The organism is Devosia aurantiaca (genome assembly GCF_011058215.1).
In the GTDB taxonomy this organism is placed as follows: domain Bacteria; phylum Pseudomonadota; class Alphaproteobacteria; order Rhizobiales; family Devosiaceae; genus Devosia; species Devosia aurantiaca.
Window position 1 is genome coordinate 231616 of record NZ_JAALFG010000004.1, and the last position, 15457, is coordinate 247072.

Below are 15457 nucleotides of genomic sequence, written 5' to 3' on the forward strand. Positions count from 1 at the left end.
AGTTGGCGCTACTTTCCTCTGGCGTGGTTAAGATTTCACTTATGCTTGCCAAGTCCTCGTGCACTCTGCAGCGCGATTAACCGAATGTTGACCACACATGGGCTTATCTCATTGTGAATTCGAGGATCGTCCATGTCTTACGACCAGTCCGCACCAGATGACGCACGCATCGATGTTGCCGCTATTCTCTCGGCCATCCTCCGGCGGCTGCCACGCATCATCCTCGTGACGTTAGGCCTCTTGGCACTGACCTTCGTCTTCCTGATGTTCCAGCCCAGGCTCTACGAATCCTCGGCGTCCATCCTGGTCGAACCGCGCACCGCGTCCGAACAGACCAATACCGTCGTCACCGGCAATGCCATCGGCGTCGTCTCCAGCCAGATCGGTCTGATCAAGTCGCGCGATACGCTGATCTCGGTCATCGATGCGCTCGATCTTCGTTCCGTTTCCGAATTCAACGGCAGCCAGTCCGGCTTCTCGCCGCTGGGCATGATCATGCAGCTCGCTGGTCGCGGGGCTGCCACGCCCAACAGCATTGATGAAACAGTGATCCGCTCGCTCGACGAACGCCTGACCGTCCGTCAGGAAGGCGATTCCGGCATCATTTCCGTCCAGGTTCTGTCGGAAGATCCCGACCTTGCCGCGCGCATCGCCAATGCCATCGCCAATACCCACGTCACCCGCCGCGCAGGTCTCTCCATCTCAGACACCGCCGAAACCTCCGGCTGGCTGTTGGGCGAGATCGAGCGCCTGCGTGCCTCCGTGGTCGAGGCCGAAAGCGCCGTCGCCGAATTCCGCGTCAACAATGACCTCCTTGCCAGCCAGGGCACATCGAGCCTCCTCGACCAGCAGCTCTCGACCATTTCCGGCAACATCACCGCCGCCCAGGAGCGTCGCAGCAATTCGGAAGCCCGCGCCGCCCTGATCCGCGGCATGATCGATCGCGGCCAGCCGCTGGAAGGCCTTGCCGACGTGCAAAGCTCGGCCATCATCCAGCAGCTCAGCCAGGAAAAGGCCCGCGTGCAGGGCGAGCTGGCGCAGCGCTCCGCAACCCTGCTGTCGAGCCATCCGACCATTCGTTCGCTCAACGCGCAGGTCGCCCAGCTCAACGATCAGATCCGCATCGAAGGCCAGCGCGTCGCCGCCTCGCTCGATGCCGAAGCGCAGATCCAGTCCGATCTCGAGACTTCGCTCCGTGCCGAACTGGCCCGCGCTAAGTCCACCGCCTCCACCGCCACCCGCGATACGGTGACCCTCGATAGCCTCGAACGCGAAGCCAAGGCGCAGCGCGACCTGCTTGAAGCCTATCTCCTGCGCTACAATGAAGCTTCCTCGCGCGTCGAAGCCAATTCGGCTCTTCCCGACGTCCGCGTCGTTTCCGTTGCCGCGCCTTCGGTGACGCCCGCTTCGCCCAAGACGTCGCTGGTCATGATCGGCGTGGGCCTTGTTTCCATCGCCCTCCAGATCGGCATCATCGCCTTCTCCGAACTCATGTCCGGCCGCGCCCTGGCCCCGGTCCGCGCCCGCCCGCAGGATGAGCTAGAAGCCGTGCCCTTCGACGAAGCGGAACTCGAGCCCGAGCAGCGTTGGGAAGAACCCGAGGTCGTTGCCGAAACCGAGCCGGTCATTGTTCCCGTCGTCGAACCGATCGTTGCCGAGCCTGTGCTGGCCGAGCCCGTCTTGATCGAGCCAGAAGTGGTCGAGCCGATCGCCCCCGCCGTCGAGGCCACCGCGCCGCAACCCGACACGGCCCGCCAGTTCATCCAGATGGTCATGGCCGACAACAAGGCCGATGCCATCGACGAACCCGAACTGCCGCTGCCGCCCGTCGTCACCCCCGCGCCATGCCGCAGCGCCGCCGGGTGCCGGGCGTGATCCGCTATTCCGATCTCTCGTCCGATCTCGTTCTCGGCCGCACGCATCTTCTGCTTCTTGCGGATCACACCGACGATCAGCCCAGCCAGTTGATGGCCGAGGAACTGGTTGGCGAGGCGCTGGGGCAGGGGCTCAGTGTCGCCCTGATCGATGCCGGCACCGGTCGCCGCACCGAAGCGCCTGGTCTCACCGATCTTTCCGCCGGTTCTGCCAGCTTCGGCGATGTGGTGCAGAAATCTGCCGACAACAGCTTTGCCGAAGTCACCTGGGGCCAGGGCCGCGCCGTCGATGCCCGCTCCAGCAAACCGCTGACGCTGGTTGAAGCCTTGGGCGACATCTACGAAGTCGTCGTCGTGCTCACCGGCAAGGTGGGTGGCGCTACGACGCTGCCGTATTTCGCCGAGCTTGGCGGTCGCATCGTCCTCGTTACCGGTGCCGAAACCAGCGTCGAGGAAGCCGAAGCGGTCCGCCGCTCGCTTCAGGACGCCGGCCTGCCGCAGATCGAGATCGCCGCGCTCGCCGAGGCGGTCGCCGCCTGATGTCGCTGAAATACGCCGCCATTCGCGCCAGCTTCGAGGCGCTCTGGCTGGCGCGCCTGCCATCGCTATTCCGCCTCCTCTCCAAGTCGCGCGGCGTCATCTTCACCCTCCACCGTGTGCTGCCGGAGCCGCCGGCAGACTTCTCGCCCAATGCCATCCTCCAGGTCCGCCCCGACTTTCTGAGCTATGTCATCGAGCGGGTCCGGGCCCTCGGCATCGACATTGTTGACCTCGACCAAGCCCTCCGCCGTCTCGCCGAACCCAGGCGCGGCCGCTCCTTCATCGTCCTCACCTTCGACGATGCCTACCGCGACAATCTCCAATACGCCTTGCCGATCCTCCGCCAGCACGAGGCGCCTTTCACGCTTTATGTGCCGACAGCTTTCGTCGATGGCACCGGGCAGCTCTGGTGGCAGGCCATTGAAGACATCATCGCGCGCCAGGAAGCAGTGGCTTTCACGGAAAATGGCGACACCGAATATGTCGACACCAGCAGCACGGCGCTCAAGAAAGATGCCTTCAACCGTCTTTATTGGCAGCTCCGCAAGCTCCCCGAACCGCAGCGGCTGGAGCTGCTGGAAACCTTCTGTGCCGCCTATGGCTATGACCTCGGCAAGCAGTGCCGCGAACTGATCATGGACTGGCAGGAGCTGCGCCTTTTGCCGGCGACCCGCTCTGCACCGTCGGTGCGCACACCGTGCACCACTATGAACTGGCAAAGCTTCCGGCCGATCAGGCGCGCAACGAAATGGCGCAATCGGTATCCGTCATCGAGGCGCAGTTCGGCATCCGTCCGGCGCACTTTTCCTATCCGCTGGGTGGACCGCTCTCCTGCGGCCCGCGAGAGTTCGATCTGGCCCAAGACCTCGGCTTCCGCACCGCTGTCACGACCCGGCCGGGTGGCCTTTACCCGCGTCACCTCGAAACGCCGACCGCGTTGCCGCGCGTGTCGCTCAATGGCTATTTCCAGCACCGCCGCTACGTCGATGTCTTCGCCAGCGGCGGCCTCTTCACCCAGCTCGGCCGGGTTATGGGCTAATCGACTAGGAGTCAGAAACCTTGAGTAGCCCTCATGGTGAGGTGCGGAGCGCAGCGTAGCCTCGAACCACGAGGGCGTGGCACGTCGCTCCACTCGCCCGACCTCGTCCTTCGAGGCTAGGCTTCGCTGCGCACCTCAGGATGAGGTCTCAAAACTTATCCGGCTTGGACATCCAACCGATCGTCAACATGGCCGGCAGCAGCCAGCCCATGCCCGCGACGATGAAGAAGGCAATCAGCACCAGGCCCGGCAGGCCCTCCGGCAGCAGCAGGTAGATCGCCGTCGCCACGAAACACCAGGCGATGATCGAGGCGACCAGCACCGGTATCCCGATCAACTTGCGGTTACGCTGTTTCATCTGCGGCATCTGAACTGTTGCGGGCCCATGCTTGCGGGATTACCACTCCGCCAGTTTTGCCGATACCGGAAACCGCGCCGTGACCACGATCCAAGATGCCGCACCAGGCCAAATCAGCTTCGCCAGCGACCGCCTGCGGCCCGTGCGCATCTGGCTCTACGGCCTCGCGGCCTTCGTGCTGCTGATCGTGGTCGTCGGGGGCATCACCCGCCTCACCGAATCCGGCCTCTCCATCACATCGTGGAAGCCCCTTTCCGGCGTCATACCGCCGCTCAATCAGGCGCAATGGGATGCCGAGTTCGAGGCCTATAAGCAGATCCCGCAATATTCGGTGCTCAACTCCTGGATGAGCCTCGACGACTTCAAATACATCTTCTTTTGGGAGTGGTTTCACCGGCTCCTGGCGCGAGCGCTCGGCCTCGTCTTCCTCGTGCCCTTCGTCATCTTCCTGTTCCAGAAGCGCCTGAGCCGCGACCTGGCGCTGCCGCTCTTCGGCCTCTTCGTGCTCGGCGGTTTTCAGGGTGCGCTCGGCTGGTGGATGGTGTCGTCCGGCCTCACCGAACTGACCTCTGTCTCGCAATATCGCCTTGCCGCCCACCTGACGGCGGCGTCCCTTCTCTTTATTGCGCTCATCTTCGTCGCCCGTTCGCTGACCCCCGGCCGTGTCCTGGGTCACGTCACGCGCTTCCACATGATCACCGCCTCTGTGCTCGTGGCGGCGGTTATCTTCCAGATCGGGGCAGGGGCCTTCGTCGCCGGTCTCGACGCGGGCATGGGCTACAACACCTGGCCGCTGATGGATGGCGCGATCATCCCCAATGGCCTCCTGGTCATGGACCCCGCTTGGCGCAACCTCTTCGAAAACGCGCTGACCGTGCAGTTCGTCCACCGCATGATCGCTTACGCCATCGTGGCCTACATTGCCTGGTTGCTCTGGACCCGCAATCGCGATGGTGGCTTCGGTGGTGTGCATGGCTGGCTTCCCCGCCTCGGCCTCGTCGTCCTTCTCCAGGTCGCCCTTGGCATTGCCACGCTTCTCACCAGCGTCCCGATCAGCCTCGCCGTCGGCCACCAGGCCTTGGCCTTCATGCTCGCCGGCCTCGCCATCGCCTACCTCGCCGACCTCCGCCGCGTGGGCTGACCACCCTGCTTTCCTCTCCCGCCTACGGGAGAGGGGGACCACGCGACGCGTGGTGGAGAGGGGAGCCCCTCGCTCAAATAAATGAACAGAGCACGAGAAGCCTACGGTACAATAATACCGCATTCATAAACCGCTGTAATCGTTATGCTTTTTCACCCTCTTGACGCTGTGGTGAATCTCCCCTACACCCCGCCTCGAACTGGCCGGTTCCTCGTGAGCCGGCCGCTTGATTTCATAGGATTTTCGACATGAGCACGTACTCGGCAAAACCGAGCGAGATCGAAAAGAGCTGGTTGCTGATCGACGCCGAAGGGCTTGTCGTCGGTCGCCTCGCTTCGATCATTGCCTCGCGCCTGCGCGGCAAGCATAAGCCGACCTTCACCCCCACATGGACATGGGTGACAACATCATCGTCATCAATGCCGACAAGGTGAAGCTGACCGGCCGCAAGCTGGACCAGCACCGCTTCTACTGGCACACCGGTTACCCCGGCGGCATCAAGGACCGCACCGCGCGTGAGCTGCTGGAAGGTCGCTTCCCGAACCGCGTCCTCGAAAACGCCGTCCGCCGCATGATGCCGGGTGGTCCGCTGACTCGCGCCCAGCTCAAGAACCTGCGTGTTTACGCCGGCGCTGAGCATCCCCATGTCGCACAGAACCCGACCAAGCTCGACGTTGCTGCGATGAACACCAAGAACGTCCGGGTGAAGTAATATGGCTGAAACCATCAATTCTCTCGAAGACCTCGGCACCTCGGCAGCAGCTCCGCCGCCAACACCGCACCGGTCCATGTCCAGAAGCTCGACAGCCTCGGCCGCGCCTATGCCACCGGCAAGCGCAAGAACGCCGTCGCCCGCGTCTGGATCAAGCCCGGCAAGGGCAAGGTCACCGTCAACGGCCGTGAATTCGCCAAGTACTTCGCCCGTCCGGTTCTTCAGCTGATCGTGCAGCAGCCGATCGTCGCCACCGAACGCACCGAGCAGTATGACGTCAACGTCACGGTTGCCGGCGGCGGTCTCTCCGGTCAGGCCGGTGCCGTTCGTCACGGCATCTCCAAGGCGCTCAACTTCTTCGAGCCCGCCCTGCGCCCGACCCTCAAGAAGGGTGGCTTCCTGACCCGCGACTCGCGCGTCGTCGAACGCAAGAAGTACGGCAAGGCCAAGGCCCGCCGCTCCTTCCAGTTCTCCAAGCGCTAAGCTTCGGATTTTTGCGAACACAAAGGGCCGGGAAACCGGCCCTTTTCTTTCTTCCCTTTGCCCCCGTGGGGAGAAGGTGCCCGAAGGGCGGATGAGGGGTGACCTTCACCTCGCGGTCCAAGTCTGCGCCTTAGCCCTACCTTCCCCTCAGAGGGGAAGGCAAGCAGAGCTTAGGTGCGCCGCACCCTAGCGTCGCTCGGAAGGGGGTGCCTGACGACGAGTACAGCAAGCCCCTTCCGATCCTTCGTCCGCCACCTATATCACCCGGACCACCGGACTCCCCTATGCCTAGCCTCGTCACCCGCTTTCATCTGCTGATCTTCGGTGTGACCATCGCCATGGCTGGCGTCATCATCGCCCATGTTCCCGCAAGCTTTTCCTTTCCGGCGCACTGGCAGGGCTCCACAGCTGACGTGCTCTGGCCGCGCGACCTGGCCGCTGCCACGGCGCCGCTGGTTCAACTTGTCCTGATGGCTGTGTTCTTCCTGCTCGGTCGCCTTCTCACGAAAAACCACTTCGCCAAGACCCAGCACATCTTGGACCCCATACTGACCGTAGCGCTCGCGACGGCCGCCGCCTGCCAGCTGTCGCTACTTTTTCTCGCCATTGGTTCCGACCTCGACCTCTTCCGCCTTACTGCCTTCGGTCTTGCGGCGACACTTGCCGTTTTTGCGATTGTCATCTTCGAAGCCGAGCGCCACTCCTATGCCGGCCTGCGCATGCCGTGGCGCGTCGGGTCAGACCGCGCCTGGACACTGGTCCATCGCCTCACCGGCGTCATCAGTGGTCTGGCCGCGATAAGTCTCGCCTGGCTGGCTTGGAGCGATCCGGGACCCGCCACCCTTGTCGCTTCCTTGGCCGCGAGTCTTTTGGCGATACCATTCGTTGCCGCGCTCGCAACCATGCTGACGCGGCGCCTCTGACAAGGCTTTTCTAGCACACTCGCCATAGGCGCAAAAATTTCTGCCAGCGCTTTCCCAAAGGGTACGTCATTCGCTGCTTTATCGCGGCAGGCGGCGTAGCTTCTGGTCAAGAGTGTGGCACACTGCTTAGTTTGTGAGCAGGTGCCGCGCGCACCTGAAAGGCTTCTCTCAATGCCCACCACACTTTCGGCCACCGCGGCTCCGCGCGCGCCCAAACCGTCTTATACCAATTTCGGCGTCCAGGTTCTCGCGGCCATGGTCATCGGCTTGGTCCTTGGCTTCATCGCCCGCACCATGGGACCCGACGCTGCCGGAAATGCCAACTGGCTGACGCAGACGCTCGCGACCGTTGGCTCGTCTTTCGTTTCGCTCCTGCGCGCGCTTGTGCCGGTGCTCGTTTTCACCGCCATCGTTGCATCGATAGCCAACCTTCGCGAACTCAACAACGCTGCCAAGCTCGTCTGGCAGACCCTTCTTTGGTTCGCCATCACCGCGCTGATCGCGGTGGCCATCGGCATCGCTCTTGGTCTCATCATCCAGCCTGGCCTCAACACCGCCGTTGCCGCAGAAGCCGCCAGCGCCCCTTCATCGACGGGGTCCTGGCTCGACTTCCTCAAGGGTCTGATCCCCTCCAACTTCATCGGCCTCCAAGCCTCAACCCGCGTCTCCGATAGCGTCGCCACGACCAGCCTCAATTTCAATGTCCTCCAAATCCTCATCGTTTCGATCGTCATCGGCATTGCAGCGCTCAAGGTTGGTCCGGCGGCAGACGCCTTCCTCGCCTTCAACCGCTCCTCCTCTCAAGATCATCCATAAGGTCCTGTGGTGGGTCATTCGCCTCACGCCTATCGGCACGATTGGCCTTCTCGGCAATGCTGTCGCTGTCTACGGCTGGGACGCCTTGGCCCAGCTCGGTTGGTACGCCGCGGCCATCTATATCGGCCTCGCGCTTGTCCTCTTCGTGGTCTATCCGCTGCTGCTCCAGGCCAATGGGCTGAGCCCCATCCGCTACTTCCAGAGTGCATGGCCCGCCATTCAGCTTGCCTTTGTGTCGCGGTCTTCGATCGGTACGCTTCCGGTTACCGAGCGCATCACGGAAAAGAACCTCGGCGTGCCGCGCGAATATGCCTCTTTTGCCGTGCCGCTTGGCGCAACCACCAAGATGGATGGCTGCGCCGCGATCTACCCGGCGATCTCGGCAATCTTCGTCGCCCAGTTCTTCGGCATTAGCCTCGGCATCGAGCACTATCTGCTGATCGTCTTCGTCTCGGTCATCGGCTCGGCGGCAACGGCAGGTCCTCACCGGCGCCACCGTCATGCTGACGCTGACGCTCTCGACCCTTGGCCTCCCGTTAGAAGGCGTTGGCCTGCTGCTCGCTATCGACCCGATCCTCGACATGGGCCGCACCGCGGTCAACGTCGCCGGCCAGGCACTGGTCCCCACCATTGTCGCCAAGCGTCAGGGCATGCTCAACCAGGCCGTCTACGACAACGGCAAGACCATCGAAGACCTCGACGCCGAAGCCGTCCCCGCCGAGTAACCGCACCGCTCCTCCTCCCCCGACTTCCGGGGAGGCCGGGTGGGGGCCTTACCTCCACCCCACCATCAGCTTTTCGAGCCCATGGAAGTGATAAACATTTCCGTAGCGCGGTGGCTCGACGATCCTGAGCTTCGGCAGGCGTTCGAACAGCACCCCCATTGCCTCCTGCAATTCGATCCGTGCCAGTGGCGCGCCGATGCAGAAGTGAATGCCAGCACCGAAGCTGACATTTGCGCCATCGGTCCGGAACGGATCGAAGCGGTTGGCATCGGCAAAGCGGGCAGGGTCCCGGTTGGCGGCGCCAAGCATCAAGCCCACCACATCGCCCTTGCGTAGCGAAATGCCTTCGATCTCCGTATCTGCTAGGACGTAGCGGGTGAAGAGATGCAATGGCGCATCGAAGCGCAGGCATTCTTCCACGGTCTTTTCCGCCTGCTCCGGTGTTGCGAAGAGTGCCGCCGGATTGAGCCCGCTTTCGAGGATCGATTTGACCCCATTACCGGTCGTATGCACCGTCGCTTCATGCCCGGCATTGAGCAGCAGGATGGCGGTCGACATCACTTCGTCGTCGCTGAGCACATCGCCATTGCGGTCGCTGGTCAGCATGTGGCTCAGGAGATCTTCCCGCGGTGCCTTACGCCGATCCGCGATCGCTTCGCGAAGATAGGCCGTGAAATCGGCCGCTGCCTGGTTGGCGTCGATCTCGGTCTCGTGCGTGACGCCATACATGTACATGGTCACCATCCGGTTCGACCACTGCAGCAGCAGCGGCGCCGCCTCGGCCGGAAGCCCAATCATTTCGGCAATGACAATGGCAGGGATCGGCGCGGCGAATGCCTTGATCAGGTCGACGCTGTCCTCACCTTCCAACCCGTCGATCGTGTCATGCGCAAGCTGCCGAATGCGCGGACGCAACTGCTCCACCTGCCGCGAAACAAAGGCGCGATTCACCAGCGTCCGCAGCCGCGTATGCGCCGGCGGTTCGAGGTTCAGCAGCGAATATTGTTCGGTAAGATCAAAGTCGACCGTATGCGGCTTGGGCGTCGGCAGCCCGATTTCCTCGCGCGTCGCCACATGCAGGATTTCACGTCCCAGGCGCTTGTCGCGAAGAAGGGCGCTGACCGAGCGGAAGTCCGAGAAGCACCAATGCCCATACTCCTCCCAAAAGAACGTCGGATGGGACGCGTGCTGCTGCGCATAGAAGGGGTATGGGTTCTGGAAGAACACCGGATCCTGCGGTTTCGCAGAAGCCCGGAATGGGCCGGGACATCGGTGATCGGCTTGACTTGAATGATGGCGGCCATGGTCTTCAAACTGGTTGCAACGACCAGACACTAAGGTGCGGCACGGCCAATGCAATCACCATCGACGCCGCACTGCCCCACTGGCAACATCATTGGATCGCCCTATTTAACGTGATACATAAATGCAGATTATCTGGGACGAGCCGAAACGACGCGCGAACTTGCTTAAGCACGGCTTGGACTTCGCGGACTTAACGCTCGAGTTTTTCGAGGATGCGTATTTCGAAGATGCCAAGTTGGGTCGTCGCTTGGCGGTTGGGTGGCTGAATGGACGTGGCACAACCGTAGTCCACGTGCAGTATGGCTTTGAAGCAATCTCGGTCATCTCAATGCGCCCTGCGAGCGAGAAGGAGAGAGAAGCATTATGAACAAGGAATTTCGCGAAGGTCTTGGCTTCACCAAGGAGGACTGGGACGCGGTGGACTCCCCAGAACTTACGGATGAGCAACTAGCTGGGCTGAAGCCACTTTCAGAGTTCGATCCTGAACTCTACGCCCGCATCCGCCGCGCCCGTGGCCGTCCTGCCGTCGCTGCCCCCAAGCAGCAAATATCTCTTCGGCTCGACCCGGACGTCATCGAAAAGTTCAAAGCCACAGGAAAGGGTTGGCAAGCGCGCATCAATGATGTTCTGAAGGCGGCAAAACTCGATTGAGGATTTTCCTGTGAGCGACATCACTGTTACCCAAGCCATCGACGCGATCTACGCCTCGATCCAGAATGGCAATGAAGACCTCGACCTCCACATTGCGGCCCTCAAAGGCGCAATGGCCAAGGAAGGCGCAAAGGAGGCGACCTTCGAAACCGCCAAGCTCGCACAAGGCAACCGTCAGGGCCGCAAGCTGATGCAATCCTACTTCAAGAAGAAGGGCGTCACCGTCGCCTTCGTCTGACCCTGGGCGCAACAAGACGCAGGAGCACTATTGAAGCGCGCCCCATTGCCGCCTATCTGTGCCTTTACCGCCCGTTAAGGCGGCGTCGCTGCAATCGGCCAGTCGCGCTGATTCGATTTTCCCGGCATGCCATCCTGTCCATCCGAGTGCGCGTTCGGGGCAGGGGCATGCCAAACAACCAAGCCGTTCCGGTCCGCGACCTGGAGCATGGCCAAGGGGCATACTATGCGGGATCCGCACGATCTTTACATGAACACGCTCGTTCCCATGGTGGTCGAGCAGTCGAACCGTGGCGAACGCGCCTTCGACATCTACTCACGCCTGCTGCGCGAGCGCATCATCTTCGTGACCGGCGTGGTCGAGGACAACATGGCCTCGCTGATCGTCGCACAGCTTCTGTTCCTCGAATCGGAAAACCCGAAAAAGGAAATTGCGCTCTACATCAACTCGCCCGGCGGCGTTGTAACGGCTGGCCTCTCCATCTATGACACCATGCAGTTCATCCGTCCTGCCGTGGCCACCATGGTCATGGGTCAGGCTGCATCGATGGGTTCGCTGCTGCTCGCCGCTGGCGAAGCCGGCATGCGCACCTCGCTGCCGAACTCGCGCGTCATGGTTCATCAGCCTTCCGGCGGTTTCCAGGGTCAGGTCACCGACATCCTGATTCACGCTAAGGAAGTCGAGGGTTTGAAGCGCCGTCTTAATCAGATCTATGAAAAGCACACCGGTCGCACCTACGAGGAAATCGAGAACGCCCTCGAGCGCGATCGCTTCCTGTCGCCGGAAGAAGCCAAGGCCTTCGGCCTCATCGACACCGTGCTCGAAAAGCGCATCGTCCCCGAGGCAACGGTCTGACTTTCGACCCGTTAAGCACAACGCCCTTGCGCCGTGGACTGTGATCCCGGTGCAATTGCACGCAGCCGGAACGATCTTTAAGGTCGTTTCGGCTTAGACTTTCTTTATGCCTTGGGCGTTAGCGTCGTTGCTAATGTCTAGATTTGGGGGTGCTCAACCCCCGGGAGTGACTGGATGTCCAAAGAGACCAATACCGGCGAAACCAGCAAGAATACGCTGTACTGCTCGTTCTGCGGCAAGTCGCAGCATGAAGTACGCAAGCTGATCGCTGGTCCGACCGTATTCATCTGCGATGAATGCGTTGAACTTTGCATGGACATCATCCGCGAAGAGAACAAGACCTCGATGGTCAAGTCCTCGGACGGCGTGCCCACCCCTGCCGATATCTGCAAGGTGCTCGACGATTACGTCATCGGCCAGTTCCGCGCCAAGCGCGTGCTCTCCGTGGCCGTGCACAATCACTATAAGCGCCTCCACCACGCGACCAAGAATCAGGACGTTGAGCTTTCCAAGTCCAACATTCTGCTGATCGGCCCCACCGGTTCGGGCAAGACGCTGCTGGCCCAGACCATGGCCCGCATCATCGACGTGCCCTTCACCATGGCGGATGCGACGACGCTGACCGAAGCCGGCTATGTCGGTGAAGACGTCGAAAACATTATTCTCAAGCTCCTTCAGGCTGCCGACTACAACGTCGAAAAGGCCCAGCGCGGCATCGTCTACATCGACGAAGTCGACAAGATTTCGCGCAAGTCTGACAATCCGTCGATCACTCGCGACGTTTCGGGCGAAGGCGTGCAGCAGGCCCTGCTCAAGATCATGGAAGGCACCGTTGCCTCCGTGCCGCCGCAAGGTGGCCGCAAGCATCCGCAGCAGGAATTCCTGCAGGTTGACACGACCAACATCCTCTTCATCTGCGGCGGCGCTTTTGCTGGCCTCGAGAAGGTGATTTCGGCGCGCGGCGAAGGCTCCGGCATCGGCTTCTCGGCAACGGTCAAGGATCCCAACGATCGCCGCATCGGTCAGGTGCTTGCCGATGTCGAGCCTGAAGATCTGGTGCGCTTCGGTCTCATCCCCGAATTCATCGGTCGTCTGCCGATCCTTGCCACGCTTGAAGATCTCGACATTCCGGCACTGATCGAAATCCTGACCGCGCCCAAGAACGCCCTCGTGCGCCAGTACCAGCGCCTGTTCCAGATGGAAGACGTGGAACTCACCTTCCACGAGGACGCCCTCAAGGCAATCGCCGAAAAGGCCATCGAGCGCAAGACCGGTGCCCGCGGCCTGCGGTCAATCCTCGAAGGCATCCTCCTCGACACCATGTACGATCTGCCCTCGCTCGAAGGCGTTGAAGAAGTGGTGATCTCGGAGGAAGTGGTGAAGGGCAAGGACGTGCGTCCGCTCTACATCTATTCCGATCGCAAGAAGGAAGACGCGCCAGCTTCCGCTTAAACCAAGCGCGCTCACGAACCAATCCTTTACGGCCTCCAGCTTAGATGCTGGGGGCCGTTGCTTTTTTTGCGGCCGCTAGGAGCAGCTGTGGACGCAGCCTATTCTCTCGATATGCCGTCCTTGGTCGTGGCGCGCATCGTCAGCGTCATGGTTTTGCCATCGCCGTGCCGATCATGACCGTGCGCCGCAATCGCCCCGAAACCGTGCTGTTTTGTTGGTCTCTGGTCATGGCCGTATGCTGCTGGGCCGCAATTCTCGGGGCCGTGGCCACCCGAAATCTGTTTTTGACCGCCCTCTACGCCGGCTGCATCAGCGGCGTCGTTGCCCTGCAATGGGCGGCCATCGTCACGCTCACAGGCCGCAGGCTCCATGTTGCCTGGTTCGTCCTGCCGCCGGCCATGGTGGTCGTCGCCATCCTTGCCCTGCAGCTGAACTCCGAGAATGCCGCGCAAGTCAGCGCCGTGATCCTGAGCTTCCAGCTGGCAGCGGCGGCGATCTTCGTGCTTCGGCACGCGACCAAGGTGGTGCGCACCAACACGGCCTTCCTGATGGCCTTGGGCTATGCCACCTCCTTTTGCAGTGCCATTGCGCGGCCGATCGAAGCGATCCTCATGCCCGGCGTGCATTTCTCGCCGCTTTCCGGCGAAATGGTCAATTCGATACCGTTTATTGCCAGTTACGTCGGCACCACGATCATCATTCTGTCCTGGCTGGCAGCGCTTAAGGACCGTGCCGAATCGACGCTTGCCGATCTTGCCTTCCGCGATGAGCTCACCCAGCTTTCCAATCGTCGCGCACTGCGGGAGCAGGGACGCAAGCTTTGGACCAGCTCCCGCTGGCAGGGGACCGCCTTCACACTGGTGGCGCTCGACCTAGACCACTTCAAGCAGGTCAACGATCTCTTCGGTCACGATGAGGGCGACCGGGTGCTGGCCACCTTCGGCGAGGCCATTCGCGCAGCACAGCCCACACCTCGGATCGCCGCGCGTATGGGCGGCGAAGAATTCTGCCTTATCTATATCGGCGTCGACGCGCGCACTGCGCATGACTTCGTCGAGGATCTGCGCGACTCCTTCGGCGAAAAGCTCAAGCTCCCGAACGGCCTTCCGGTTCGCTTCAGCGCCGGCATTGCCCAATCCAGCCCAGCCGACGAAAGCATCAACTCCGTGTTCCGCCGTGCAGACGATGCCCTCTACAACGCCAAGGCCTCGGGCCGCGATTGCACGATCATCGGCTCGGCCCTAGCCGCTTAAGACGCCGCCGCCTTGCTTGACAACCCAACACCGCCCTGAAATATGACGCCCAATATCATAATTGGAGGGCATCATGCTCAACGTGGCCCATATTGCGGCGTCTTTCACCTTTGTCGCCGCAAGCTTTGTAACCGGCGCTGCGATCGCGCAGGACTATCCGCTGACCATCGAGCATGCCCTGGGCACAACCACGATCGAGGCTAAGCCCGAGCGTATCGTCACGGTCAATTGGGCCAACCATGAAGTGCCGCTGGCGCTCGGCGTCGTTCCCGTTGGCATGGCCTTTGCGAACTTCGGCGACGACGACAGCGATGGCCTTCTGCCATGGGTCAAGGAACGCCTCGATGAGCTTGGCGCCGAAACCCCGGTCCTGTTCGATGAAGGCGACGGCATCGACTTCGAAGCCGTAGCCGCGCTCGATCCCGACGTGATCCTCGCCGCCTATTCCGGGCTCGACCAGCAGACCTATGACACGCTCAGCGAAATCGCTCCGGTCGTCGCCTATCCCGAAGCCGCCTGGTCGACCGACTGGCGCGACATGATCCGCTTTAATTCCATGGGCATGGGCATGGCTGCCGAAGGCGAACAGCTGATCGCCGACCTTGAAGCCGAGATCAAGGCCGTCGCCGCCGAACATCCGGTGCTCGAGGGCAAGCCGGCAATGTTCATCACCCACCTCGACACCACCAATCTCTCGACGGTCAAGTTCTACACCAACCACGACACGCGCGTTCAGTTCTTCGAAGACCTGGGTCTCGCCATGCCGCAGTCGGTGATCGACGCTTCCCAAGACGGCGCCTTCTCCGGTGAAGTCAGCGCCGAGAATATCGACGCCTTTAACGACGTCAAGCTTCTCGTCACCTATGGCGGCCAGGAATTGATCGACGCCCTCAATGCCGATCCGCTGACGTCCAAGATGCCAGCCGTCGCTTCGGGTGCCATCGTCACCCTGGGCTCCGACCCGCTCGGTACGGCCGCCAATCCGACGCCGCTTGCTATCTCCTGGGTCCTCAAGGACTACGTCAAGCTGCTGGCCGACGCTGCTGCCAAGGCTGAATGATCAGGCTTTGACCACCACGACTTTGCGGGCGC

Annotated in this window: 14 protein-coding genes and 3 pseudogenes; 15 read left to right on the forward strand and 2 right to left on the reverse strand. The window is 61.8% G+C overall.

The window, feature by feature from the left end; genetic code table 11:
- The first annotated feature begins 132 nt into the window (after window positions 1-132).
- The 3 genes from G5575_RS16745 to G5575_RS22510 are packed head-to-tail and all read left to right on the forward strand — an operon-like array spanning window position 133 to window position 3481.
- Entirely contained in the window at window positions 133-1875 is a 1743-nt protein-coding gene (locus G5575_RS16745) for a GumC family protein (protein ID WP_164535319.1), read from the forward strand.
- Window positions 1872-2414 carry a hypothetical protein gene (locus G5575_RS16750; RefSeq protein WP_164535320.1) on the forward strand — a complete coding sequence of 181 codons (543 nt, stop codon included), beginning with the start codon at window positions 1872-1874 and terminating at the stop codon, window positions 2412-2414. The genes G5575_RS16745 and G5575_RS16750 overlap by 4 nt, the downstream gene beginning before the upstream one ends.
- Window positions 2414-3481, forward strand: a complete 1068-nt coding sequence (locus G5575_RS22510) for a polysaccharide deacetylase family protein (protein ID WP_164535321.1) — start codon at window positions 2414-2416, stop codon at window positions 3479-3481. Before G5575_RS16750 ends, G5575_RS22510 begins: the two co-directional genes overlap by 1 nt.
- A gap of 120 nt (window positions 3482-3601) precedes the next feature.
- Here G5575_RS22510 and G5575_RS16760 read toward each other — a convergent pair whose 3' ends face one another.
- Window positions 3602-3811, reverse strand: coding sequence for a DUF2842 domain-containing protein (locus G5575_RS16760; protein WP_164535322.1), 210 nt, complete (start codon window positions 3809-3811; stop codon window positions 3602-3604).
- A gap of 79 nt (window positions 3812-3890) precedes the next feature.
- Here G5575_RS16760 and G5575_RS16765 point away from each other — a divergent pair, with 79 nt between their 5' ends.
- From G5575_RS16765 to G5575_RS16785, 5 genes and pseudogenes are all read left to right on the forward strand, one after another.
- Window positions 3891-4952, forward strand: a complete 1062-nt coding sequence (locus G5575_RS16765) for a COX15/CtaA family protein (protein ID WP_328766435.1) — start codon at window positions 3891-3893, stop codon at window positions 4950-4952.
- A gap of 248 nt (window positions 4953-5200) precedes the next feature.
- Window positions 5201-5664, forward strand: a pseudogene (rplM, locus tag G5575_RS16770) (50S ribosomal protein L13).
- A 1-nt stretch (window position 5665) separates the two neighbouring features.
- Window positions 5666-6147 (forward strand): annotated as a pseudogene (gene rpsI / locus G5575_RS16775) (30S ribosomal protein S9).
- A 284-nt stretch (window positions 6148-6431) separates the two neighbouring features.
- Window positions 6432-7070 carry an SdpI family protein gene (locus G5575_RS16780; protein WP_164535323.1) on the forward strand — a complete coding sequence of 213 codons (639 nt, stop codon included), beginning with the start codon at window positions 6432-6434 and terminating at the stop codon, window positions 7068-7070.
- 171 nt (window positions 7071-7241) lie between these two features.
- Window positions 7242-8611 (forward strand): annotated as a pseudogene (locus G5575_RS16785) (dicarboxylate/amino acid:cation symporter).
- Between the two features lie 48 nt (window positions 8612-8659).
- Here G5575_RS16785 and G5575_RS21940 read toward each other — a convergent pair.
- On the reverse strand, window positions 8660-9838 hold the full coding sequence (locus G5575_RS21940; RefSeq protein WP_328766437.1) for a cytochrome P450: 1179 nt from the start codon (window positions 9836-9838) through the stop codon (window positions 8660-8662).
- A gap of 199 nt (window positions 9839-10037) precedes the next feature.
- Between G5575_RS21940 and G5575_RS16795 the strand changes: the two genes are divergently transcribed.
- From G5575_RS16795 to G5575_RS16825, 7 genes are all read left to right on the forward strand, one after another.
- Window positions 10038-10283 (forward strand): BrnT family toxin, encoded by a 246-nt coding sequence (locus G5575_RS16795; protein WP_164535325.1) that lies wholly within the window; start codon window positions 10038-10040, stop codon window positions 10281-10283.
- Entirely contained in the window at window positions 10280-10567 is a 288-nt protein-coding gene (locus G5575_RS16800) for a BrnA antitoxin family protein (RefSeq protein ID WP_164535326.1), read from the forward strand. The genes G5575_RS16795 and G5575_RS16800 overlap by 4 nt, the downstream gene beginning before the upstream one ends.
- Before the next feature lie 10 nt (window positions 10568-10577).
- Window positions 10578-10805: a hypothetical protein gene (locus G5575_RS16805; RefSeq protein WP_164535327.1), complete on the forward strand. Its 228-nt coding sequence runs from the start codon at window positions 10578-10580 to the stop codon at window positions 10803-10805.
- A gap of 225 nt (window positions 10806-11030) precedes the next feature.
- Window positions 11031-11660: an ATP-dependent Clp protease proteolytic subunit gene (locus G5575_RS16810; RefSeq protein WP_164535328.1), complete on the forward strand. Its 630-nt coding sequence runs from the start codon at window positions 11031-11033 to the stop codon at window positions 11658-11660.
- Between the two features lie 174 nt (window positions 11661-11834).
- Window positions 11835-13112 (forward strand): ATP-dependent Clp protease ATP-binding subunit ClpX, encoded by a 1278-nt coding sequence (clpX, locus tag G5575_RS16815; RefSeq protein ID WP_164535329.1) that lies wholly within the window; start codon window positions 11835-11837, stop codon window positions 13110-13112.
- A gap of 173 nt (window positions 13113-13285) precedes the next feature.
- Window positions 13286-14365: a GGDEF domain-containing protein gene (locus G5575_RS16820; protein ID WP_235936113.1), complete on the forward strand. Its 1080-nt coding sequence runs from the start codon at window positions 13286-13288 to the stop codon at window positions 14363-14365.
- Window positions 14366-14438: 73 nt separating this feature from the next.
- Window positions 14439-15425: an iron-siderophore ABC transporter substrate-binding protein gene (locus tag G5575_RS16825; protein WP_164535331.1), complete on the forward strand. Its 987-nt coding sequence runs from the start codon at window positions 14439-14441 to the stop codon at window positions 15423-15425.
- The last annotated feature ends 32 nt before the right edge of the window (window positions 15426-15457 follow it).

Excerpts from the sequence above, each read along its gene's own strand:
- G5575_RS16820 (WP_235936113.1), top strand. The coding sequence starts at position 13,286 with ATGACCGTGCGCCGCAATCGCCCCGAAACCGTGCTGTTTTGTTGGTCT.
- G5575_RS16745 (WP_164535319.1), top strand. The coding sequence starts at position 133 with ATGTCTTACGACCAGTCCGCACCAGATGACGCACGCATCGATGTTGCC.
- G5575_RS22510 (WP_164535321.1), top strand. The coding sequence starts at position 2,414 with ATGTCGCTGAAATACGCCGCCATTCGCGCCAGCTTCGAGGCGCTCTGG.
- G5575_RS16810 (WP_164535328.1), top strand. The coding sequence starts at position 11,031 with ATGCGGGATCCGCACGATCTTTACATGAACACGCTCGTTCCCATGGTG.
- G5575_RS16800 (WP_164535326.1), top strand. The coding sequence starts at position 10,280 with ATGAACAAGGAATTTCGCGAAGGTCTTGGCTTCACCAAGGAGGACTGG.
- G5575_RS16780 (WP_164535323.1), top strand. The coding sequence starts at position 6,432 with ATGCCTAGCCTCGTCACCCGCTTTCATCTGCTGATCTTCGGTGTGACC.
- G5575_RS16760 (WP_164535322.1), bottom strand. The coding sequence starts at position 3,811 with ATGAAACAGCGTAACCGCAAGTTGATCGGGATACCGGTGCTGGTCGCC.
- clpX (WP_164535329.1), top strand. The coding sequence starts at position 11,835 with ATGTCCAAAGAGACCAATACCGGCGAAACCAGCAAGAATACGCTGTAC.
- G5575_RS16795 (WP_164535325.1), top strand. The coding sequence starts at position 10,038 with ATGCAGATTATCTGGGACGAGCCGAAACGACGCGCGAACTTGCTTAAG.
- G5575_RS16825 (WP_164535331.1), top strand. The coding sequence starts at position 14,439 with ATGCTCAACGTGGCCCATATTGCGGCGTCTTTCACCTTTGTCGCCGCA.